We start from the raw sequence: 22269 nt of genomic DNA, 5'->3' as shown, positions 1-22269 counted from the left end.
CGGGTGCAGTTGTTGAACTTGTATTACCCCTTATTACTTATGACTGTTTACATTTTAAGTCTTGATCATTTGAAAATGGTGAAACTTTGTTTAACAAAAAGATGACAGACTTAAATATTACTATTTAGTCTGTCATCTTTTTATAAAGGAGTATTTTTTACTAGTTTCGTTTTAATTCTTCACATCTTCATATAATTCTAGCGCTTCTTTTACATTTAATCCATTTTTAACAATACCATGTATTGCTTGAATCATTGCCGCTGGATGTTCTGACTGCCAAATATTTCGGCCCATATCAACTCCAATCGCGCCTTCTTGCAATGCTTGATATGTAATTGTTAAAGCGTCTTCGATTGAGTCTAATTTTGGTCCACCTGCAATGACAACTGAGGCAGGGCATGTGCTCGTAATTTTTTCAAAGCCTTCGCAGTAATACGTTTTAATAATATCAGCACCCATCTCCACACATACGCGCGATGCAAGTGCTAAAAAGCGAACTTCTCGTTTTTGCAATTCCTTTGCTACGGCTGTAATACCGAGCACAGGTAAGCCGTAGTCATGTGCTTCAGAAACAACATTAGCTAGATTCGTAACAGTTTGTGTTTCATATTCCGAACCGACAAAAACAGATACACCAACTCCGACCACGTTTTGTCGCAACGCTTCTTTAATTGGTGTAACAATTGTTTCGTTTGCTAAATCTTTACCGACTACAGTTGCTCCGCCTGAAACACGCATTACCATCGGTGTTTTACAGTCTTCAGGAATACAGGAATTGAGTACGCCCCTTGTTAAAAAGAGAGAATCTGTATAGGGAAGTAAATTTTTCACTGTTTCTAATGGTTGCTCTAATCCATGAATCGGTCCTAAAAAGTAACCGTGATCAATTGCCAACATAACAGCCTTTCCATCAGGTAATATTGTGTTTAATCGATTTTGAAATCCCCAAGTCATTGTGAATCACTCCTTCGATAAATTTGGATTTTCTGTTTGTACAGTATCTTTTTCTTGTAAATGTGGTGATTTAATAAAAACAGCTTTAAAGATTTGATCTGAATGGTTAATAAGGTAGTGGGATTCGTGAGGACGAACTTGTAAGACGTCACCTTGTTTTACAGGAACTCTTTCATTATTAATGTAGAAATCAATTTCGCCTTCTAACGCATAAAAAATTTCTTCACATGTTGTATGATAATGATTTTGAAATTCCTGACCAGGTTGAATCACTACAATACCAAGGTCAATATTAGGGCCTTTCAATAAATATTTAGGACCATGGTTACCAAAGCGATAGGAGAAATCCTCTTCATTTACTTTGAGCATATTGTTCACTCCTTTATGTAATGGATTACAGTGCACCTGGTGCGATCCACATATGTGATGTGAATCCTTCGTCTGCTAGTGGGAGTTGTTTTTCATAAACAGATTTCCATGTTTGATAAAATTGTTGATATAGTTTGTGATGCTCAGCATTCGGTTCATATGTGCTTTCCCACTTTACAAATTTCTGAGAGATTGCTTCCATAGAGTCATATATTCTAGCGCCAATTCCAGCAGCGATTGCTGTTCCTAAAGCAGCTGCTTCTTTGACAACTGGTACTTTGACAGGAATTCCGAGAACATCCGCAACGATTTGCGACCATAGTTTGCCTTTTGCAGCGCCGCCTGCAAATATCACTTCAGAAGGGAATTTTCCGGTTAATGATTCTATTAACTTTAAATTACCAAGTGTTACAAATGCAGCATTTTCTTCAATTGCACGGAACAATTCTTTCTTCCCGCATTTATCAGCATCTAAACTTAAATTGATAAAGGAAGGGGCAGCATGACGCCAAGAAATATAATTCATAACATTTGAAAAAATCGTCATAATACCGTATGATCCGACTGGTACATGCTTTGCTTGTTCCTCTAATAATTCATAAGCGTCTACACCTAGTTTAGTAGCAAGTTCTTTTTCTTCTTGGCAAAAAGCATCTCGAAACCATCGCATAACGAGGCCAGGGAAGAACGCGATCGTTTCATATTGCCAAAGTTTTGGAATCACGTGGCAATTCACACGAATACGAGCATTTGGATCCGTTTTTGGATTTGTTATATTTACTTCTTGTTGCCAAAAGCTTCCCCCACAAATAAAGGTTTGGTCAGGCTTTACGACTCCCGAGCCGAGGGAAGCCATCTGGGCATCACCGCCACCAGCAACTACCGGTGTCCCTGTATGTAATCCTGTTAACTCTGAACTTTGTTTTATGACACTACCAATGACAGTACCGGCTTCATTTACAGCTGGAGAAAATGATAAAGAGAGCCGGCATTGTTCAGCGATTGAATTTTCCCAAGTTCTATTTTGTAAATCAAAAATACCAGATGTACATCCATTGGAAGGATCTATTTGCAGTACACCACTCAATTTATAAAGAATCCAATCATTTAACATTGTAAAAGAATGGATTTTATCGTATATACCAGGTTGATGCTTTTTGATCCAAAGCAATCTAGGCAAAGCCCCTAACGCAAAGGTTTGCCCTGATTTTGCATATAAATCTTCCTCAAGAAGGGGGCGGATTTGTTTTAACTCACTTACTTCATGAGAAGCACGACCATCAACATTTGCACATGCCCATATTTCACGGCCCTCTTTATCGTATAAAACAAAACCTTCCCGCATACTTGTGGCACTAATTCCTTTAATAGAAGAAGGGGATATGTTGCTTTTTTTGAGTACATCTCTCGTACACTCTTGAACGAGTTTCCAATTCTCTACCACATCAAAATTCATAGAATTAGGATAGCGAGGGTCTGATTTATGAACCCACTCTTTTTGACTCACCGCAAGCTGATTTCCTTGTAAATCGAAAAGGACAGCCCTAATACTACCAGTACCTGCGTCGTAAGCTAATAGAGAAGACATTATGATTCACCTTCCTTTCTTAATAGAGAGAGGGCGGTTTCTTCATCGGTAATTAAGGTATGAATGAATTTTCCTTTTACAGCTCCATAAATGGCATCTAATTTTTCTTCGCCGCCAGCTACACCAACTACATGTTTCATTTTTTGAAGAATGGAAAGAGGTGTACCGATTAGTCGAGCATGGTGAGGGAGCTCAAGTAATTCTCCATATGCATTATAAAATTGTCCGAGAATATCTCCGGCACCATTTTGACTACGTATATAGGTCATTTCGCGAAGCGTTATTTTATCTTCTTTTAAAATCGTTGCATCTTGAGATAAACCACCAATACCGACTACTGCTGTATGGGCAAGCGAAGCGACATGCAGCATATCTTTAACGGACGGTTCTGAAAGGATACTTTGCGCCATTTCATCCGTAGATGCTAAAAATGGAGTAGGAATGATATGCAGTTCTCCTTGCATGTGATTTAAATAATTTTGTTTTCTAGGAAGATAGTGATTTACACCGCCTGTAAGGGTAATAATTGAAAGTTGCATAGATGGTTCAAAATGAATGTTTTCTAGCATTTTTGATATTGTTTCTCCCCAGCCAATCCCAAGTAAATCTCCTTGTTGTAGATGAGTTTCTAAATACTGTGCGGCAGCTCTTCCTAAAGAAGAAGTGGGATTCTTCATTGGTGTAGGGATAATGAAAGCGTCTTTTAAATGAAACGTCCGAATGAGTTCACGTTCAATACTCAAACAATGTAACCCGGTACCTTTTACATGAAATGTAACAATGCCTTCACCTCGAGCTTTATCTAATAACCGTACGACTTTATTTCGTGAAATATGAAGCAATGAAGCGATCTCTTGCTGCGTTAAATGATCTTTATAGTAATACCAGGCTACTTTTGTTAACAAATTTTCTTCAAAATTCAGCTGTGACATTCTCTTCATCCCTTTCAACAATTGACCGATGCTTAAACATATGTGTTTATTTTTTTGTTTATACCGATAGAAGTAGTAATTGTGTTCAAGAAAAATTTGTTCTAGATATGAAAAAAGAGAGATACAATGCTACAAAACAAGTAGAACAAAAAATCATTTTCTCAAAAATTGTTCCCCATAAAGGAGGGTGACAAGATGTGGAGAACGTGCCCTTATTAGAGGTGAAACAAATTAGTAAATCATTTTCAGACCAACATGTATTAAAAGAGGTTACTTTGGAATTACAACGCGGAGATGTATACGCTCTAGTAGGAGGAAATGGTGCTGGAAAATCAACATTGATGAAAATATTAACAGGCTTATACTCTTATGATGCTGGGGAGATATATGTAAAAGGAGTGGTGCAAAGTTTTTCTAATCCAGCAGAGGCACATGTAAATGGTATGTATTTAATTCCACAAGAACCGTTAATTTTTCCTCATATGACGATTGAGGAAAATATATGTATCGGAATAAAAGCAAAAAAGAAAGAACTTCGTAAAAAAGTAAAAGACTTGATAAAAAGTTTAGGGTGGAATATAGAGCTGAATGCAATTGGAAGTTCATTATCTATTGCGCAGCAACAATTAGTAGAAATATTAAGGGGATTAATAAGAGAAGCTGAGATTCTTATTTTAGATGAGCCAACATCGACATTAACAACTCATGAAATAAAGAGTCTTTTTGTGCTGCTGAGAAGTTTAAGGGAAAAAGGAATCGGTATGATTTATATTACACACCGTTTCCCAGAAATTTTTGAAATTGCTAATAAGGTAGCTATTTTACGTGATGGAATGATAGTAAGTCAAGGTGATGTATCAGACTATACATATGACATGCTAATGGAGGGGTTATTGCCAAAAGATTATAAACATGAAGAGAAGAAAGAGGTACCACAAGAAACTACGAAACTTTCTCAACAAATATTAGAGTTAACAAATTTGTCGAGCTATGCATTTCAGGATATATCACTAACTGTACATGCAGGGGAGATTGTAGGGATTGCTGGTGTTGTTGGAGCAGGTAGAACGGAATTAGCAGAAGTGTTATATGGGATAAGGCCGGTACTGTCGGGAGATATTTTATTAGAAGGAAAGTCTGTAGTGAAGTATTCGACGGGTAGACGATTAGATGAAGGGATGGTATATGTTCCAGAAGATCGGGCTGGTAATGGTATCTTTTCAATTGCATCTGTTAAAGAAAATATAACGTCACCGTCTTTACATCGAATGAGTAGCTTTTTCTTAAATTGTAAAAAAGAAAGCGCTTTAACAGAATCTTATATTAAGAAATTCCGGATAGTCGTTCCCAATATAGATGAAAAAATGGCATCTTTATCAGGTGGAAACCAACAAAAAGTTGTATTAGCTAAATATCTTGCTTGTGAACCTAAATTGATGATTCTTGATGAACCAACGCGCGGGATTGATGCCAAAGCAAGGTTAGAAGTATATGAGGTAATTCAAAGTTTAAAACAATCAGGACTTGCAATTATACTTATTTCCTCAGATGTAGAAGAAATTGTTCAATTGGCAAACAGAGTATATGTGATGAGAAATGGGAAGTTTGTTTCTCACTTAGAGAAAGGAGAAGTTTGTATAAATGAAGTTACACGTCTCGCATATGGGAGAAGGGAAGGTGTAACGGAATGAAACGTTTTCCAAATATATTTAAAATGCATGAAACTTCTATTATCATTTTATTACTTATTTACATAGCCTTCGTAGGAATGATAAATCCTAGTTTTGTTCAATTTAGCTCGCTTTCTTTAATGATGAAATCAAGTCTTATTTTAGTCATACTAGCTATTGGTCAATCGTTCGTATTATTTACGAAAAATATCGATGTTTCAGTCGGATCTATTATGGGGTTAAGTGCAGCGATTTGTGGGATGTTTTTGACAAATGGTAATAGTATTCCCATTTCAATCATGGCTGCAATCTTGCTTGGGGCTGTCATTGGAATGATAAATGGAATAGGGGTTGCAAAGTTTGGTGTACCGGCAATTATTATGACATTAGGAATGTTAGGAGTTATTAGAGGAACGATGCTGATCTATACAGGTGGCAAATGGATTGAAGATATTCCTAATTCTTATAAACAAATGTCTTCTGTCGTGATACTAGGTCTTCCTGTTACAGTATGGATTGTTCTAGCTATTTTACTATTATTATATATCTTTTTAACGAAATCACCTTTTGGAAGATATTTTTATGCTACTGGAGATAACGAAGATGGAGCACGTCTCATCGGAATACCGGTAGATAAGGTGAAAATATATGCATTTATTATTTCGGGAATAAGCGCAGGGGTTGCAGGATGCATATTTGTTATGAATATCGGATTTGTACCAAATCAAACTGGTACAGGAATTGAGTTGCAAGTAATTGCAGCAGCTGTTCTCGGGGGTATTCATTTAAAAGGTGGAACAGGTTCTATATTCGGAGCAGCGCTAGGGGCAATTTTTTTAGAAGTTATAAGTAGTTCACTAGTCTTTTTAAAAATACCAGCTTTTTGGAATAGTGCCATATCAGGATTTTTACTGTTACTTATTATTATATTAGACAGCACCTTAAAAAAATGGAAGGGAATAAGACGGTTGGAAGAAAGAAGGATGAATCTATGAAGTATGCACGTGGATTTTTAAGATGGGAAGGGGTTCTTGTTGTATTACTTATTATAGAGTTCATTCTCTTTGGTTTGTTAAACAGCGATTTCTTTAATATTAGTAATTTACTTTTCAGTATGAATGACTTTGTTTTTATTACGATTGCCGCAATTCCAATGACATTTGTAATTATAACAGGTGGAATTGATGTATCTGTAGGATCAATCATGGGGCTTTCCTCAATCCTTATTGGTGTACTCTGGATGAATGGAGTTCCGATTATTTTAGCTGTAATTATTACCTTGTTTATCAGTTGTTTAGCCGGTTGTATGAATGGGATGATTATTAAAATGACAGATGTAGAACCTCTTGTTGTTACACTTGGAACGATGTTTTTATATTCAGGAATTGCTCTTGTTATCTCGGGTGGTTCAAATGCCAGTGGATATGAAGGAATAAGTGGTTTACCGGATTCTTACGTGCAACTTGCAAATAGTAGTTTTATAGGAATTCCTAATTTAGTATGGCTACTTTTCGTTTTGACTATTTTGTTTACACTCTTACTTCATAGAACAAGGTATGGACGTTATGTCATATTGACAGGTGCGAATGAAAAGGCAGCTAAATATTCGGGTATTCGAACAAAAAAGATAGTAATTATTTCCTATATTCTTTCTGGGTTAGGAGGAGGATTAGGAGGAGCTTTTTTAACAGCATATTTTGGATCAGCTCGAGCTGATATTGGAAACGAGACAATTCTGCCGGTTATTACGGCAGTGGTATTAGGCGGGACACTCATTACTGGGGGGAAAGGAAGTATTATCGGAACAGTACTAGCAAGTATATTTATTGGCATGATGCAGTACGGTTTACAAATGACAGGCTTAACGAACGAACAATCAAATGTAGTTATTGGTATTATACTTATCCTCTCTGTTATTATTAGGCATTTCAAATTACAGCAACTCACTATGTGGAAAAGAAGGAAATTGCATAAGGGGGAAATGTCATGAAAAGAAAATTGGGGATCTTTATTATTATGTGCGTTTGTATTATCGGTTTAATCGCATGTTCTAGCAAAACAGCAGACAAGAAAAAAGCAGATGATGTGAAATTTGCATTCATTCCTAAATTGACAGGAGTTGGCTTCTTTACATCAGGTGGTGAAGGGGCAAAAGAAATGGGAGATAAGTTAGGTGTGCAAGTGAAGTATGATGGACCATCAGAGGCAAGTGTATCAGGCCAAGTGAAATATATAAATAATTTTATTAATCAAAACTATGATGCGTTAATGGTTTCATCTACATCGGTTGATGGACTTTCACAATCATTACAGAGAGCAAAGAAAAAAGGAATGACAGTATTAACGTGGGATTCTGATGTGAATCCCAGAGACCGTTCGTTTTATATAAGTCAAGGAACGCCGGAGCAACTCGCAAATCTATTAATTCAAATGACTTCATCACAAATTGGAGATAAAGGAAAAGTAGCATTTTTCTATTCAAGTCCGACTGTAACAGATCAAAATCAATGGGTAACAAAAGCAAAAGAGATTATAAAAGAAAAATATCCAAACTGGGAAATTGTAACGACGCAGTACGGAGAAAATAACGCACAAAAATCATTATCGGTTGGAGAAAGCATTTTAAAAACGTATCCAGATATTAATGCTATCATTTGCCCAGATGCAACGGCACTTCCAGCGATGGCGCAAGCTGCTGAAAACTTGAAAATGGATAAAAAGGTAGTTGTGACAGGATTTTCAACGCCAAATGTAATGCGTGATTATGTAAAACGAGGAACTGTTCAGCAATTTGGGTTATGGGATGTAAAACAGCAAGGTGCACTTGCAACTTATGTTGCAAATGAAATTGTGGTAAAAGGGAAGAAATTAAAAGTTGGTGATAGCTTCGAAGTTCCGAATATAGGTAAAGTAAAAGTAGAACCGAATTCTATTCAAGGTTATGACTACGAAGCAGATGGAAATGGAATTATCGTACTGCCGGAACGAGTTGTGTTTACAAAAAATAATATTGATAAGTACAATTTTTAATATGGAAAGTTCATTCCTGTGTATAAGGGAATGAACTTTTTATTATTTTGATGGAATTTATCCCACAAAAGTATGAAGGGGTCTTTATATAATTACCACTTTAGGGAGAGGTGATTATATCACTATGTTTATACAATTATATTAAATATATAGAATACAAGGGGGAGATTTTAATGTTGTTTCATTATCATTTTTGGACGCCTCATTTAGAAGAAATGGAGAACTTTTATCAAAATTGTGGTTTCCGCATTTCTACAAGAATCGGAAAGTATAATGGAGAATTTCAACAATTTGATCCGCCATTAACTTGGGATGATTTTCGTGATAAACAGATCCTTTTTCGGATTATTGAAGCTAGAAAAGGTAAGATAAATATCACATTTGGTTATGGTAAAAAGATTACATTTGATCATATCGGTTTTCTCGTGTCAAAAGGGGAATGCAAAACTATTTGTAAGCAAGCGGAAAAGCTACAATGGAAAGTAAATTCGGGAGAAAGACGAACTTTTATTTTCACACCATATGGATTTCGAATTGAGCTTCAAACAAATTTTGATGCAATAGACGACAGTGAGAGCGTAGAAGAGTTGCAGAAAATTGTCATGACAACAAAGCAAACAGGGTTAGAACAAGACCTTTCTTTTCTATTTCAAAAAGAAATAAAAAGTATTGAAACGATTCGTGATAATAAAACGATATTGAAACATGTATATTTGAATTCTTTCTATCAAAGGAAACAAACAGATCCGAATGGTGTGGAGATATATGCATAATATTCATTTGTGATTTTAAGTAGATTAACAGGATGTTTGTGAAAATATACCATTTCAAGTGATTGTGTTATGATTATTTTGAATATTTTAACTTGAGTTTAAAGGAGGAGGATGAATGCTAACACCAGAACAAATCTCCAATTTATTTAAAAATTTTTCTACAAAAGAATGTAAAGGATCGAGCGATTTATACGAACATGTATCATTAAAAATTTCAGATGATGAGGAACTCCTTGCATTAGCCTCACATGCACAACTTGGTCAGCCAACCCCCAATTTATTACTTGGTGCTGTTCATTATTTATTATTGAAAGGGAATAGTCATGCATTAAAACAATACTATGGTAGTCTTGTTGGGGCTCCAGAAAAAAATTTGGAGCATGCTTTTCAACACTTTAAAAGTTTTTGTAAGCTTCATAGAGAAGAGATTATCACTATTTTAAAAACGAAGCTAGTACAAACAAATGAAGTAAGACGATGTGCGTATTTATATCCGAGTTTTTGTTATATGTTTCATAAAGTTACTAAACCTTTAGCGTTAATTGAAATCGGGACAAGTGCTGGTTTACAGCTGCTTTGGGATCAATATAGTTATTCGTATGGAACAGAAGAGGTGTTTGGAAATAAAGACTCTAACGTTCACTTGAAATCGGAAATAAAAGGAGAGAATCGGCCATTTTTCTTACAACAAAGTCCACCTGTTGCGGAAAGGATCGGGCTTGATTTACACGTGAATGATTTGAAGAATGAAGAAGACTATTTATGGCTACGTGCGCTTATCTGGCCAGAGCATAAAGAGCGACTTGAGATGTTTGATCACGCAGCAGCTTGTTTAAAAGAACAAGCTGTGAAACTGGTAGAAGGGGATGGAGTAGCTCTTCTCTCTGAAATTGCGGAACAAATTCGAGAGGATGTAGTAATTTGTATTTTTCACACACATGTGGCGAATCAAATACCAGAGAGTATAAAACATAAATTAATAGATACAGTGAAAGAAATGGGCGCAAAACGTGATGTTTTCCACCTTTACAACAACATGTGGGATAGAGATCTTCATCTCGATTATTTTATAAATGGAAAAGAATATAATGAGACCGTTGGAGAAACAGATGGTCATGCGCGGTGGTTTAGTTGGAGATTGGAAGATAAGTCATTATGCTAGGTTTTTCTGTATAACAATGAAGAGACAGCTAAAATTAGTTGTCTTTTTATTATTGAAATAAATAAATTTTTATGTAAAATGAACCTTTTGCGAGAAACGGGCGAATATAATGTGAAAGCTTTTTAGAGAATATGAGAGGAGAACGAGAATTGGATGAAATAGAACTAAAGGAATGGCTGCAGAGAATGGTCTCTGGAGATCAACAAGCCTTACGTATTATTTATGAATTTACATGTAAAGATATTTATAGAACAGTAGTTTTTTAGTAGTAGATAAGCAGGATGTAGAGGATATTGTGAATGAAGTATATATTCAAATGTGGAAGTCAATAGCTAATTATGATGTAAATCGTTCTTTCCGTTTTTGGTTACATGGATTAATTGTGAAACAAGTACAAGATTGGCGGCGTAGGTCATGGCAACGCTTTCGTATTTTCGAAAAGAAGAAAATGTATGTGCAAGATCAGTTTTACATAGTAGACGAGGATATTTTACATAAAGAAACACGTAGTGAGTTAGTAGACTTTGTACAAAAGCTCTCATATAAGCATCGTGAAGTCGTCATTATGCGTTATTTCCATGAATATAGCTTAGATGAAATTGCAGCGCTGCTTCATATACCTGTTGGTACAGTAAAGTCACGATTACATACAGCATTGAAGCGTTTACGAATTGAAATGGAGAATGTATCAGCTATACAGGAGGGGGAAGCAAATGGATTTTGAAAAGTATTTACGGGATGAATTGCAAAGGAAAGCCGAAGCAATGGAACCATCTAGTAATCTGCAAACAAGGGTAAAAAGCTCTTTTGATGCATACTATCAAGGAAATAAGAAGGATAGAAAATCAATGAAGAAAAGGCTGTTAATCGGGTTCATAGCCGTTGCTGTTCTTATACCGACAGGGACTTTTGCAGGTACAACGTTAATTGATAAGATCATTGGTACACCCCAGGAAGCAAGAAGAGATATGGGAATGACTAAGGATGGATATAAAGGAACGATGGAGAGAGTAGAAATTGCTAAGAAGTTATTTACAGAAGAAGAGTTTGAAAAGTATATCGCTTTATTAAAAGAAGCGTATCATTTTTATAAAAAAGTTAGTGTTATGGAGAATGGAGAAAAACAATATACATCAACAGATCGCTTAAGTCCAGAAGAGAAAAAGAGAGATAGCGAGGTCATAGTGGAATTACAAAAGTATGAAGAAAAATTAGATGCTCATTTCATATATACATTTGAACAAGCAGAAAAAATAGCTGGTTTTCCAATAAAACATCCTAGTTATATTCCTAAAGGTCATCATTTAATATGGGAAGAAGCAAAGGCAGATGTGACGACAGGAAAACCGAGACCACTTATTACAATGAGATACGAAGATAGTAATGTGAAAAAAGGACCAACAAAATCAGATGCAGATTTAGGGTTTAGACTGTATCAATTTGGAGTATTTGATGAACAAAGAGATCATGTGGATAAACCATTTGATCAGGAAACTGAAAAGGGACCACGCTTTTATAAAGAAATAAAAACATACAAATTAAAAGGATATGATATTACATTTGGAGAGTATGAAGGGTTGAATGTAAGAGGAATGAAATTAGTGGTTCCAGCCAGGGAAGGGAGAGATTCATACCAGGTTTATATAAATGAAAGTACGCTACCTAAAAAAGAGCTTGAGAAGATTTTACTGTCGGTAGTTGAATAGAGAGTGTGTAAAAAAATGGAGGTAACGAGTTACTTTCATTTTTTATGATAAATAGAAAGGGGGATAAATTAAGCTCTACATGTTAAGTAGTGATTCAATAATAATCAATTCAATTGTTAACATAATATAATTATAGATAATTAATTAGTGTGGATGTTTTTGACCTTAATATACGTCTCGTCTACTCGCCAAGAATCATTCGTTTTCTTAAGATGACGACGAACTCTCTTATCTAGCTCAGGACCATATTGATGAACCCAACGCATAATCGTTGTATGAGCAATGGATAAGCCCCGTTCCTCCATCATTTCGACTAAATCACGAAAACTGAGGTTGTACCGAAGGTACCATCTCACCGTTAATAAGATAACATCAGGCTGATAATGTTTCCACTTGAATACATGTTCCTTTTCCATACCAATCACACCTTTTCTAGAGTAATAGAATCAGTATATCCAAGTTTTAGAGATTACTTACGCGTATATTAAAGTTTTTACACCAGAACCAACAAAAACGAACTATAATTCGCATTGAATTAACAAACCAATTCACAGTATAAATCACAACAAAAAAGAGCTAGATTCCCTAGCTCTTTTAATTTAATGTTAGTGTCAATCAATATTTAGAAAGTAATCAAAGTCACTTGTTATCTGTACCACATATTCCATTTGTCCTGTATGTTCATTAGTACTTTGTTCTATTTTCATACTTCCATCTTTGTTGAAGTAACTGTGTAACAGGTTATTTCCACCATCGTTTGTCGTGTAATAAAAACCTTCTGGTTTTTCCACCTTTTTTAAGTCATCTTGAAAGTAGATTTCAGGTTCAACACCTTTTTTAAGTCATCTTGAAAGTAGATTTCAGGTTCAACACCTTTTTTAAGTCATCTTGAAAGTAGATTTCAGGTTCAACACCTTTTTTATCACTTTTAGGGTATTTAAATAAACCAGTTTTTTTATAATACGACAATATTTCTGCTTTACTTAGTTTAGTAGATAGGTGAACAGATGCAATAACACCCCAATATCCACCATTTCCCCATACAAGGGATTTTCCATTAGCTTGTTCCTTTTCGATGACTTTGGTTTGTGGAGGAAGGGGATATTTAAATAGTTGTTCAGCAAAGTTATTAGAAATTCTATCTTTATTCGTCCAATATGAAAATCCTGTAATCAATATTATTACTACTAAAATGATTATCCCCATCTTACTAAATATCATTCTTCTTAATATATTCATTTTTAAAAGACCTCTTCCGCGAAATTATTGATAGTAAAATTTTAACATAAAAATCCATTTATTCTTAAAAGACACTCCTTTTCTCAAAGAAGTGTCTTTATTTGAAATATATAATATTGTTTAGCGTAAATTTCCCTTAAAAAATATGCAACATTTTATACAAGTTTCTGTACCAAAACAGCCAAACTTAAGCACAATAAATCTTGTCAAATCAATATTGTATAAAATCTTGCATATCGATTTTATATAAAAAAGAAGAAAAAACCTCATAAATACAAGGATTCTAGTAAAACCTTGCTACCGATAATAGGACGTTATGTTAACTTTAAGTGAATATAATATTCATAACATATTGTTTCTTTTTGTCAGTTACAGGACTATTCGTTTATTAAATGTATCCAAAAAAAGAACGAATGTTTGCATTTTACTTGAAAATATTTGTAAACTTAATTTATAAGACTAAGTGGAGGGGAGAAATACAGTTGAACACTATTGATTTATTATTATTAAATCTAAAAGAAGTGAGAAGACGGAGTATAAAGGTATGGAAAGCAATTCCGAGTGATAAATTAGATTGGAAACCAGATGAAAAAGCTATGACTTGTTTAGAGATGATTCGACATGTACTGGAATCAGAACATTATTATCATCTGGCTATTGAAAATAGGGGAAGTCTAAAAGAGTATAATTCTCCATTTGAAAACAGACCTTTTTTATCTGTCGAAGATGAACTGAATTTTGCTGAGATATATCACAAACAATTTTTAGATACTGTTCGTTCTTTTTCTAGTGAAGATTTAAATACAATTAAAATTGATCGTTCAAATGTAGGGTATATCCGTTCTTTAGGGGATATGTTAATGCGTATAGCATATCATGAGGGTGTTCATACAGGACAAATGTTAGATTATATGAGAACAATGAAAATTGAACGCCCAAATATATGGGATTAATAATTTCACTACCAATAACGAGAATTATGTAAATATATAAATTGTTTCTGTTTTTGGACAGAATGGTCCCGTAAATCAATCTGTTCTTTTTTAATCATATGCATGGTTTCTACTCCAGAAAGAATGGTTGTAGCTGTGTCAAAAGATTTGAACCCTAGCATAGAACAAGATCATCGCTTTTTATAAAGCGATGATCTTGTTCTACTATGTTATTTAAGTACTTTTGTTGTCTAAGTTGCATACCGTCAGGTATGCTTTTCTCTTTTTTTAACTGTTCAATTGCTATAGGATAAGTTGGATTCTTATCGACTGTTATGACACGAGGCTGCGAAACATGAAAAGATCGCAAAGCTTTCTTGAAAAAGTGCTTTGCAGCCTTCTGATCTCTTGTTTTACTTAGGCAAAAATCGATTGTGTTTCCTTTCGAATCAACAGCACGATACAGATACATCCATTGTCCTTTTACTTTGATGGACGTTTCGTTCACTCTCCATGAGTCATTTGTTTGTTTGAGATGACGTCGAATTCGCTTATCCAACTCAGGACCATATTGATGTACCCAACGTATAATGATTGTGTGAACTATGGATAGGCCTCGTTCCTCCATCATTTCCACCAAATCATGGAAACTTAAGTTGTACCGTAGGTACCATCTCACGGTTAATAAAATAATATCCGGTTGATAATGTTTCCACTTGAATAGATTTTGATTTTTCATACTGATCACGTCCTTTTTAGAATACTAGTATTAGTATGTCCAAGATTTAGGGATTACTTGCAATTATCTTGAGGTTTTTGCAACAGAACCTTTAATCTAATGGGGAGCAATGCTCCATAATACTCAACCAAAAAAACAAGTTGGGTGACATGTAATGATCCGAGGGGGTTACAATGTGATGAATTTTACGGGATGGAAATATCAGAACGTTTATGAAGGACACGACGGTTGCGAATTGTACGTCAGAGCTACGGAGGGGGGAGCGTGCGATGTGTGAGAAGATGCACGTTGACGAATTGGAAATTGACGAGCGCCTTGTGCGTAGTTTGCTTGTGGATCAGTTCCCAAACTGGGCAAAACTGTCCCTACGGCGGGTCGAGCCAATTGGCACGGTAAACGCCATTTTCCGACTTGGCGACGAATATTCCGTTCGGCTCGCACGAAGGGCAGGTCCGACGACACCAGAAAGTCGCGAGTTCACATGGCTGCCAAAACTTGCACCATTAGTTTCGCTTGATATCCCTATGCCTATCGCTCAGGGGCGTCCCAATAACGAATATCCATGGTTTTGGGAGGTACATACGTGGGTTGAGGGCGATACGGTGCCTATAGAGGAGATTGACGAGATTCAGGCAGCGCGTGATCTTGCAGTGTTCATCGCAGCACTGCAACAAGTCGATTCATCGGGAGGGCCGTTAGGACGTGGCATTCCTTTGGCCCAACGGGACAAGGACTTTCGATACTGGCTAGCGCGATTTGATGGCGACCCTGCAGTTTCTGCTGTGTGGGAGTCGGCTCTTGCTGCACCTCCGTGGAACGGCCCTCCTGTTTGGCATCACGGCGATCTAGATGTACGTAACTGGCTCGTACGAAATAAGCGCATTAGCGGTGTGATTGATTGGGGTGAAATGGGCATCGGCGATCCTGCGTGCGATGTGATGGTTGCATGGAAGCTGCATTCGCCAGCGGCGCGTGATGCGTTCCGTGAGGCTTTTCCGATGGATGACGCTACGTGGGCAAGGGCCCGTGGATGGGTCGTATCACAAGCAGTCGCAATCCTCGCTTACTACACGCCGGAAAACAATCCGATTCTTTACAATGAGGCGAAAGCCTGGCTCGATCTAGTGCTGAGAGACGAATTGTTTTGATTGGTGAAGTAGGGGGGAGTCTCCATCACCATCAAGCTAAGAAAATACAACTACCCCCAGAACGAAATTTTGTGCTAACTTGTAATAAAAATCTCATTTTTCGTTTTGGGGTGTTATAAAACCTTTAAGTTGATGGGCATGGGGTCACCATACATGCCCATCAACTTAAGAACGGAAACAAAATGAACTTTCGTTCAAACATACTAAAAAACTCTTGAAACACTATTTACCTTTAAACATGGGCATACCAAATAAACCTAGTTAGGTATCATTTTTAAAAATTATGCAGCTTTCTTTTGTTTTCCAAGTTCACTATACTCATAGACAACACCCATAATATCAAAGACTGTTTTCTTCTCATATCGATGAGATTTCCGTCCATTCTTCTGTAGGAGGTGGAACAGGCGGATTAGAATCTTTGTTATTTCTTGTGTGTTTTGTTGTATAGCTTGATACAACAGATGTAAATAATCTTGAACCATTCCAATCGCTTTATATTCGCTTAATTCTCTTTTCTTCTTTTTCAAAAGAAGTTGACGCATTTTAAACATAGTAGAGGAGCACAGGAAAATAGCGACTAGCTTTCCATATAATTGGCACTCTAATCGCTCCCGTTTTATATTACGATAATGGTCTATTTTGAAGAGTGATTTCCACGTTTTAAAGACAATCTCTATTTGCCAACGCAAAGTATATAATTCATGTACCTGTTCCATCGGAACCCATTCCCAAGGTGTATTTGTCACGTATACGTTTAATCCCGCTACCAGTTTACTTTTCTCTGAGTACGTTCTATTTTGTGATTTTTCTTTTTCCGCGATCTTCGTTCGTCGCTTTTCTGTTAATCGATTAAAAATAACACGTGTAAAAAGTTGTTGTTTATCACCAATATAAGCATGTTTTAATTCAAATGTTTCTCCGGGCTGTAGTTGGTTTAAAAGCTGTTTCACATCAATTTGTATGTATTCCGATTGTTTCTTAATTGCACCATTTTTAAAGTATTCTGGGGTTGGATTTTTTACATATACATTTGTATTTAATTTTAAACGAGAAATATAGTATGTACCTCGTTGATCCATTTGATCTAAGTCTTCCAATGAAAAATACCCCAAATCACGAATACATAAATCTCTTGGTCGTAAGGTATCTAAGCATTCCGTACCAAATGTTTTGTCATTATTTTTTCCAGGTCCAACTTGAAAGTTAAGAAATTCCCCACTGTGCAGATCGTATTCTAATTGAATTTTGATTCCGGCTGTTTGGGCACATCCTCCAGAGCCTGGATATACATTCTCTAAAGCATTTGGCACTTGAAATACGGTGGCATCTAGGATACGGATTCGCCCAAAATAAGAGAAGAGATGGTTAGAAATTTGTGTTTGTTCACATACTTTTTGTTGTAATAGTAAAGAAAAAATATGTTTTAAAAACAAAACTGCTTTAGCATTTAAACGTTTATTTAAGCCCTCAGGGCTGAGTAAAGTACCAGTAGCTGCATGAAGCCTACTACATAATCGGACTAAGGGATCACTTGCCACCCGTTGACTGATCCAAATACAAATGGTAGCTAAGTCTGATCCAGAAAACTTACGTTTTCGCTTTATAAATCCGATTTCTCTTGCAAGTTCTTCTAAAAATATAGGTGTAACATGTCGTTGTAATTCTTCCGCAAATGGTTGTAGTTCATCTTGAATCGAGAGATTCATATAAAAATGCCATCCTTACTATTCTCTTTTTATCTAAATTGTACTAAAAAAGTATTGTTTTAGGATACAATAGAGTCAAAAAGTGCAATATTAAAACAGTCCAAATCATTGATATTCTAATAAAGGTAGGTAATTTTATGATTCGTGAAGCTGAACCAAAAGATAGTAATGTAATCGAAAATTTATATAAAAAATTAGCACCGCATAGTAAAAACATTAAAGTTTTACCAGAAAGAATTGAGCAGATAAGAAATGATTCTAATAATTTCTTATTTGTCTATGAGGAAGATTGTAAGGTTAAAGGAAGTATATTTATGACCTTTTGTCTTGATCCTGGATACCAATTTAGACCATATACCGTTCTAGAGTATGTGATTGTAAATGAAGATTTTCGAGGTAATGGAATAGGTGAAAAGTTACTAAGACATGTTGAACAAATATCGGTTGCAAGGGGATCCACAAGAATTATCTTATTAAGTAGTGCAACTAGAATAGAAGCACATAAATTCTTTGCTAAAAATGGTTATAATGGAACTATAAGTAAGGGTTTCAAGAAGTATATACCAATTAATTAAGTTTGATATATATAAATCATCCTTAGCTAAAGGAATGATTTTCTTAATTATATTTAAAGTAACTAGCACTGTTTAAAAGAAGTCATCGTGAAAAATTCAAATAAGCATTTTATGTCAACGATGCATAACGTTTTTTTGTATTTAGGGGTACTAAAATCTCTTAAGTTGATGGGCATGTATGGTGAGGCCTATTATGTTAGTTGTTAGTATATCGATTATTAGAGAAGAGAAAATATTGCGGATATTATCTGTGCACAAAAAAGGAAGGCTCTTTAATTTGGAGGACCTTCCTTTTTAAAAATTCATGTTAGGTACGCAAATAAGAAAAAGCCTTAAATAATTAGTATTCTTTTTGTATACCTTTAACTGGAATACTTAACTGGATTTTGCGACTAGTTATATAAACTCCAATAAGTATAAAAACTAATCCAATGATTAATCTCCAACTGATATTTTCATTTAAAAGAATATATCCCCAGAAAATAGCTGATACTGGAACTAAGTATGTGGATATGGAAGCGAAGTTAGGGCCTCCTTTTTGAATTAAGTAAAAGTAAAGTAAATAAGCTATACCTGATCCAAATGTACCTATTCCAATTAATGCGCCTATATGATGCCAGGATATTGTAGTTAAAATTTGAATTGGTTCTTCTAAAAATAGAACTATGCCACCACTACATATACTACCGACTAATAATGTACCTAAAGAAATTTGGAACATGGACATCTCTTTAAGATAACGCTTTGTTATATGAGTTGCTAAACCATAGCAAAAAGTTGCTATCAACATTGCGACGAAATTTAATGAATCAACTGAAAAAACATTTGATAAATGTATATCTGAGAGTATTAAAATACCTACGAATCCAATAAATAGACCTATAATTTGGTTGCGATTGGAATGTATACCAAATAATAAGATTCCTAAAACCATTGTCCATAATGGTTGGGTTGCATTTAAAACAGAAGCTAAATTACTAGTCATTTTTTGTTCACTAAAACAAATAAGTGTCCATGGAATTAAAGTATTTAGTATTCCGACAGCAAACAAAGGTATAAAAGAGATGTTCCCTCTAAAAGATTTGCGGAAAAATGGTATAAGTGCAATAAGTGTTATAGTTCCAAAAGTTGACCGTAAAAATGCTACTACCAAAGGATTGAAATCCGTAACTAAAATCTTAAAAAAATAGAAAGATCCTCCCCAAATAAGGCTTAACATAATGAGTGCAAAGTATAATTTACGTGACATTTTTTCTCCTCTTTACTTTTTGATATTTATAGCTTTTTATCACTAGTGCCGTATTAAAATAAACCGATCCAAAAATTCGTTTATAATAACTTTACCATCTAGTCTGTTAAGTAATTTAGTAGTTACCGTAATGGTTTGTTCTGAAATTCGATAATGGTTAACCATATTCCACTCAAAGCAATGAAAAAAGCTAGGATACTAAACGGTACAGTATAACTATGAAAATAGTCAACAAATATACCAAACAACGTAGGTGCAAGTACAATAGCAAATTGATTCAATGTTAAAGCGAAACTGACAGTTACACCAATAAATTGCGGATCTGATCTTTCCGATACGAAAACGATAAATAAACTAAACCAACCGATAGCAAAGAAACCAAAAAAGAAGCACAAGATTACAAGTAGCCCAAAAATCATATAAGTCATGACATAGCTCGTACAAAGGAGCAATAAGACAGTAATAACGATAGTTATTTGTAATGGAATGATGCGATTTCCTTTAAATATGTTATCACTAGCCCATGCTAAAAGGATCCTCCCAAACATTCCACCTATCAATACTATACTTAATAATGTTCCAGCATGATGAAGATTTGTATGAACTTCATTTGTAAGATAACTCATTAGATGGGAAACGAGCACCATCTGTAACGACATCATTGATATTCCAATTAAAAAGATAGGATAGAGAGAATAGTTTCTTTGTATCTTCTTTAACTTTGTAAAGAAGGAAACCGCTTCAGTTTTTTGAATGCTCGAATGCTCCTCACGATAAAATAGGATGAACAATAAGCCCCCACTAATAGCTACAATTGCTTGCACAAGTATTACAGATGGAAGGCCATATTCATAAAAAAAGAAAGGGAGTGTACTAGAAGCTAAAGCACCTCCGATGGGAATTCCAGTTTGACGAATCCCCATTGCAAGTCCTCTACGCTGAGGAGGAAACCATTTTACAATAGCTTTACTGCCCCCAGGTTGTGCCGTTCCATACCAAATCCCTACAAATAGTAAAATAGCAACTACATATGTATAATTGGTGGCTGGATAGGCAAGCAACATACTCGCTCCAAGTAAGATAGAGCCACCTCCTACAATCCATCTCTCGCCATGTCGGTCCATTAGGTTTCCAAACAATAACATCGAGAAGATAGGTCCGATATTGACAACTGATACAAGTAATCCTATTTGAAATTGAGATATGTGATGTACTTGCTGCCATAAAGAAGCTAAAGGACCAATCCCGTATGTAACAAACGTGGCACATGTTTGTGAAATAGTTGCAATCAATAAGACAACCCATTTGTAAGAACTAATGGGTTCATTTCTTGTTTTTTGTTTCTGCATTTTATCATTACCTCCTCTTCTCTCTTATTGTATGAATATATATGTATCAAGTAAAATGAATAATAAAGAAGAAAGTTATCAAAAAAAATGATATCACGAGAGGTGAGTTATATGGATATTAAAGATTTGACTGTATTTAAAAAGGTAGCCGAAGAAGGAAGTATATCGAAAGCAGCGAAATCACTAAGCTATGTTCAATCAAATGTTACTATGAAAATTAAACAGCTAGAAGATGAGTTAGGAGTTCCCTTATTTTACCGGAACGGAAAGGGAGTTACTTTAAATTCTAATGGTGAGATTTTGTTAACATATACTAGGAAAATTCTAGATCTAACTGAGCAATCAATCAGATTGGTACAAAGTAATCAATCTAAACCTCTTGGTACGCTGAAAATTGGATCTACTAACTCTACAGTTGCAGTCCGTTTACCTCCTCTTCTAAAAAACTATTGTGAAAAGTATCCTGAGGTTGAATTAGTACTAGAAACTCATAAAAGTACTGAGCTAACTCAACTTGTGCTTGAACGTAAACTAGAAGGGGCTTTCATTGTTGAAGATGTTCATCATCCAGATTTAACTTCTTTTTTGTTTTGTCAGGAAGAATTAACGATTATTAGTTATCAACCATTACATACTTTACAAGAACTTGATAAAGTCAATATGTTAGCATTTGGGAACGGTTGTCACTATCGAAATAGGGTAGATAAGTGGTTAAAAGAAGCAGGCATTTATCCAAAGCGTGTATTAGAATTCGGTACAATTGAAGCGATTATTGGTTGTGTGAAGGCTGGAATGGGCATTGCTGTCATGGTCAAATCAATTTTGAAAGACCATGAGCAATCTTTAACCATGACTGATTTACCTGAGAAATATTCTAAAGTACCAACTTATTTTATTATGAGAAAAGATGTACTTTTTTCGGCTGCTTTACAGAGATTTGTTGAGATGATAAAAGAAAAAACTATGTAACCTAATTTTGATTATTAAGGATTGTTTTAGTGCGGCATAAAATGTAGAACCCCACATCCATCAACTTAAGAATTTTATAACGCCCCCAAATAAGATTTTTTTACATTTTTACCCCAGAAATATCAATTTTACTGTTTTGGGGGTGTTTTTTTCACTAGCTTGATGGGTATGGGGTAGTG

The 22269-nt window shown here is 35.3% G+C and carries 19 protein-coding genes and 3 pseudogenes; 12 read left to right on the top strand and 10 right to left on the bottom strand.

What is annotated here, in order from left to right:
• Positions 1 to 171: 171 nt before the first annotated feature.
• The 4 genes from lsrF to AAIE21_RS12185 are packed head-to-tail and all read right to left on the bottom strand — an operon-like array spanning position 172 to position 3861.
• Positions 172 to 954 (bottom strand): 3-hydroxy-5-phosphonooxypentane-2,4-dione thiolase, encoded by a 783-nt coding sequence (gene lsrF / locus AAIE21_RS12200; protein ID WP_343267028.1) that lies wholly within the window; start codon positions 952 to 954, stop codon positions 172 to 174.
• A gap of 6 nt (positions 955 to 960) precedes the next feature.
• Positions 961 to 1323 (bottom strand): cupin domain-containing protein, encoded by a 363-nt coding sequence (locus AAIE21_RS12195; RefSeq protein WP_343267027.1) that lies wholly within the window; start codon positions 1321 to 1323, stop codon positions 961 to 963.
• Positions 1324 to 1348: 25 nt separating this feature from the next.
• On the bottom strand, positions 1349 to 2911 hold the full coding sequence (gene lsrK / locus AAIE21_RS12190; RefSeq protein ID WP_343267026.1) for an autoinducer-2 kinase: 1563 nt from the start codon (positions 2909 to 2911) through the stop codon (positions 1349 to 1351).
• Positions 2911 to 3861 (bottom strand): sugar-binding transcriptional regulator, encoded by a 951-nt coding sequence (locus tag AAIE21_RS12185; protein ID WP_343267025.1) that lies wholly within the window; start codon positions 3859 to 3861, stop codon positions 2911 to 2913. The genes lsrK and AAIE21_RS12185 overlap by 1 nt, the downstream gene beginning before the upstream one ends.
• Positions 3862 to 4040: 179 nt before the next feature.
• Here AAIE21_RS12185 and AAIE21_RS12180 point away from each other — a divergent pair, with 179 nt between their 5' ends.
• The 8 genes and pseudogenes from AAIE21_RS12180 (at position 4041) to AAIE21_RS12145 (ending at position 12184) form a co-directional block, all read left to right on the top strand.
• Entirely contained in the window at positions 4041 to 5534 is a 1494-nt protein-coding gene (locus AAIE21_RS12180; protein WP_343267024.1) for a sugar ABC transporter ATP-binding protein, read from the top strand.
• Positions 5531 to 6508 carry an ABC transporter permease subunit gene (locus tag AAIE21_RS12175; protein WP_343267023.1) on the top strand — a complete coding sequence of 326 codons (978 nt, stop codon included), beginning with the start codon at positions 5531 to 5533 and terminating at the stop codon, positions 6506 to 6508. Before AAIE21_RS12180 ends, AAIE21_RS12175 begins: the two co-directional genes overlap by 4 nt.
• Positions 6505 to 7503, top strand: coding sequence for an ABC transporter permease (locus tag AAIE21_RS12170; RefSeq protein WP_343267022.1), 999 nt, complete (start codon positions 6505 to 6507; stop codon positions 7501 to 7503). The genes AAIE21_RS12175 and AAIE21_RS12170 overlap by 4 nt, the downstream gene beginning before the upstream one ends.
• Positions 7500 to 8543 carry an autoinducer 2 ABC transporter substrate-binding protein LsrB gene (gene lsrB, locus AAIE21_RS12165; protein WP_343267021.1) on the top strand — a complete coding sequence of 348 codons (1044 nt, stop codon included), beginning with the start codon at positions 7500 to 7502 and terminating at the stop codon, positions 8541 to 8543. The genes AAIE21_RS12170 and lsrB overlap by 4 nt, the downstream gene beginning before the upstream one ends.
• A gap of 173 nt (positions 8544 to 8716) precedes the next feature.
• A complete protein-coding gene (locus AAIE21_RS12160; RefSeq protein ID WP_343267020.1) occupies positions 8717 to 9316 on the top strand; it encodes a VOC family protein in 600 nt (199 codons plus the stop codon).
• Between the two features lie 115 nt (positions 9317 to 9431).
• Positions 9432 to 10478: a DUF2332 domain-containing protein gene (locus tag AAIE21_RS12155; RefSeq protein WP_343267019.1), complete on the top strand. Its 1047-nt coding sequence runs from the start codon at positions 9432 to 9434 to the stop codon at positions 10476 to 10478.
• Between the two features lie 149 nt (positions 10479 to 10627).
• Positions 10628 to 11202 (top strand): annotated as a pseudogene (locus AAIE21_RS12150) (sigma-70 family RNA polymerase sigma factor).
• A complete protein-coding gene (locus AAIE21_RS12145) occupies positions 11192 to 12184 on the top strand; it encodes a hypothetical protein (RefSeq protein WP_343267018.1) in 993 nt (330 codons plus the stop codon). The pseudogene AAIE21_RS12150 and the gene AAIE21_RS12145 overlap by 11 nt, the downstream one beginning before the upstream one ends.
• 158 nt (positions 12185 to 12342) lie before the next feature.
• Here AAIE21_RS12145 and AAIE21_RS12140 read toward each other — a convergent pair.
• Both AAIE21_RS12140 and AAIE21_RS12135 read right to left on the bottom strand, forming a co-directional pair.
• A pseudogene (locus AAIE21_RS12140) lies at positions 12343 to 12600 on the bottom strand (IS6 family transposase); the annotation flags it as partial.
• Between the two features lie 421 nt (positions 12601 to 13021).
• Positions 13022 to 13423, bottom strand: coding sequence for a hypothetical protein (locus AAIE21_RS12135; RefSeq protein WP_343267017.1), 402 nt, complete (start codon positions 13421 to 13423; stop codon positions 13022 to 13024).
• Positions 13424 to 13905: 482 nt separating this feature from the next.
• Here AAIE21_RS12135 and AAIE21_RS12130 point away from each other — a divergent pair, with 482 nt between their 5' ends.
• Complete coding sequence (locus tag AAIE21_RS12130; RefSeq protein ID WP_006097177.1) at positions 13906 to 14376, top strand: DinB family protein; 471 nt, start codon at positions 13906 to 13908, stop codon at positions 14374 to 14376.
• Between the two features lie 8 nt (positions 14377 to 14384).
• Here the strand turns inward: AAIE21_RS12130 and AAIE21_RS12125 are convergent.
• Positions 14385 to 15094, bottom strand: a pseudogene (locus AAIE21_RS12125) (IS6 family transposase).
• A gap of 269 nt (positions 15095 to 15363) precedes the next feature.
• On the opposite strand from AAIE21_RS12125, the gene AAIE21_RS12120 reads away from it, so the two are divergent.
• Positions 15364 to 16242: an aminoglycoside phosphotransferase family protein gene (locus AAIE21_RS12120; protein WP_336451329.1), complete on the top strand. Its 879-nt coding sequence runs from the start codon at positions 15364 to 15366 to the stop codon at positions 16240 to 16242.
• A 281-nt stretch (positions 16243 to 16523) separates the two neighbouring features.
• Here the strand turns inward: AAIE21_RS12120 and AAIE21_RS12115 are convergent, their stop codons facing one another.
• The gene (locus tag AAIE21_RS12115; RefSeq protein ID WP_343267016.1) at positions 16524 to 17948 is read right to left on the bottom strand and encodes an IS4 family transposase; all 1425 of its coding nucleotides are present in this window, start codon (positions 17946 to 17948) and stop codon (positions 16524 to 16526) included.
• 137 nt (positions 17949 to 18085) lie between these two features.
• Between AAIE21_RS12115 and AAIE21_RS12110 the strand changes: the two genes are divergently transcribed.
• A complete protein-coding gene (locus AAIE21_RS12110) occupies positions 18086 to 18523 on the top strand; it encodes a GNAT family N-acetyltransferase (RefSeq protein WP_343267015.1) in 438 nt (145 codons plus the stop codon).
• A gap of 340 nt (positions 18524 to 18863) precedes the next feature.
• Here AAIE21_RS12110 and AAIE21_RS12105 read toward each other — a convergent pair whose 3' ends face one another.
• Entirely contained in the window at positions 18864 to 19772 is a 909-nt protein-coding gene (locus tag AAIE21_RS12105) for a DMT family transporter (protein WP_343267014.1), read from the bottom strand.
• Between the two features lie 122 nt (positions 19773 to 19894).
• Entirely contained in the window at positions 19895 to 21121 is a 1227-nt protein-coding gene (locus AAIE21_RS12100; RefSeq protein WP_343267013.1) for an MFS transporter, read from the bottom strand.
• Between the two features lie 111 nt (positions 21122 to 21232).
• Here AAIE21_RS12100 and AAIE21_RS12095 point away from each other — a divergent pair, with 111 nt between their 5' ends.
• Positions 21233 to 22090, top strand: coding sequence for a LysR family transcriptional regulator (locus tag AAIE21_RS12095; RefSeq protein ID WP_000351671.1), 858 nt, complete (start codon positions 21233 to 21235; stop codon positions 22088 to 22090).
• Positions 22091 to 22269: the final 179 nt, after the last annotated feature.

The organism is Paenibacillus sp. 102, assembly GCF_039549175.1.
Taxonomy (GTDB): Bacteria; Bacillota; Bacilli; order Bacillales; family Bacillaceae_G; genus Bacillus_A.
This window is presented reverse-complemented; position numbering and strand designations above follow the sequence as displayed.

Coding starts and splice junctions, on each gene's coding strand:
- AAIE21_RS12145 (WP_343267018.1), top strand. CDS start 11,192: ATGGATTTTGAAAAGTATTTACGGGATGAATTGCAAAGGAAAGCCGAA.
- AAIE21_RS12105 (WP_343267014.1), bottom strand. CDS start 19,772: ATGTCACGTAAATTATACTTTGCACTCATTATGTTAAGCCTTATTTGG.
- AAIE21_RS12120 (WP_336451329.1), top strand. CDS start 15,364: ATGTGTGAGAAGATGCACGTTGACGAATTGGAAATTGACGAGCGCCTT.
- lsrB (WP_343267021.1), top strand. CDS start 7,500: ATGAAAAGAAAATTGGGGATCTTTATTATTATGTGCGTTTGTATTATC.
- AAIE21_RS12115 (WP_343267016.1), bottom strand. CDS start 17,948: ATGAATCTCTCGATTCAAGATGAACTACAACCATTTGCGGAAGAATTA.
- AAIE21_RS12160 (WP_343267020.1), top strand. CDS start 8,717: ATGTTGTTTCATTATCATTTTTGGACGCCTCATTTAGAAGAAATGGAG.
- AAIE21_RS12175 (WP_343267023.1), top strand. CDS start 5,531: ATGAAACGTTTTCCAAATATATTTAAAATGCATGAAACTTCTATTATC.
- AAIE21_RS12155 (WP_343267019.1), top strand. CDS start 9,432: ATGCTAACACCAGAACAAATCTCCAATTTATTTAAAAATTTTTCTACA.
- AAIE21_RS12095 (WP_000351671.1), top strand. CDS start 21,233: ATGGATATTAAAGATTTGACTGTATTTAAAAAGGTAGCCGAAGAAGGA.
- AAIE21_RS12100 (WP_343267013.1), bottom strand. CDS start 21,121: ATGCAGAAACAAAAAACAAGAAATGAACCCATTAGTTCTTACAAATGG.
- lsrF (WP_343267028.1), bottom strand. CDS start 954: ATGACTTGGGGATTTCAAAATCGATTAAACACAATATTACCTGATGGA.
- AAIE21_RS12110 (WP_343267015.1), top strand. CDS start 18,086: ATGATTCGTGAAGCTGAACCAAAAGATAGTAATGTAATCGAAAATTTA.
- AAIE21_RS12170 (WP_343267022.1), top strand. CDS start 6,505: ATGAAGTATGCACGTGGATTTTTAAGATGGGAAGGGGTTCTTGTTGTA.
- lsrK (WP_343267026.1), bottom strand. CDS start 2,911: ATGTCTTCTCTATTAGCTTACGACGCAGGTACTGGTAGTATTAGGGCT.
- AAIE21_RS12135 (WP_343267017.1), bottom strand. CDS start 13,423: ATGAATATATTAAGAAGAATGATATTTAGTAAGATGGGGATAATCATT.
- AAIE21_RS12195 (WP_343267027.1), bottom strand. CDS start 1,323: ATGCTCAAAGTAAATGAAGAGGATTTCTCCTATCGCTTTGGTAACCAT.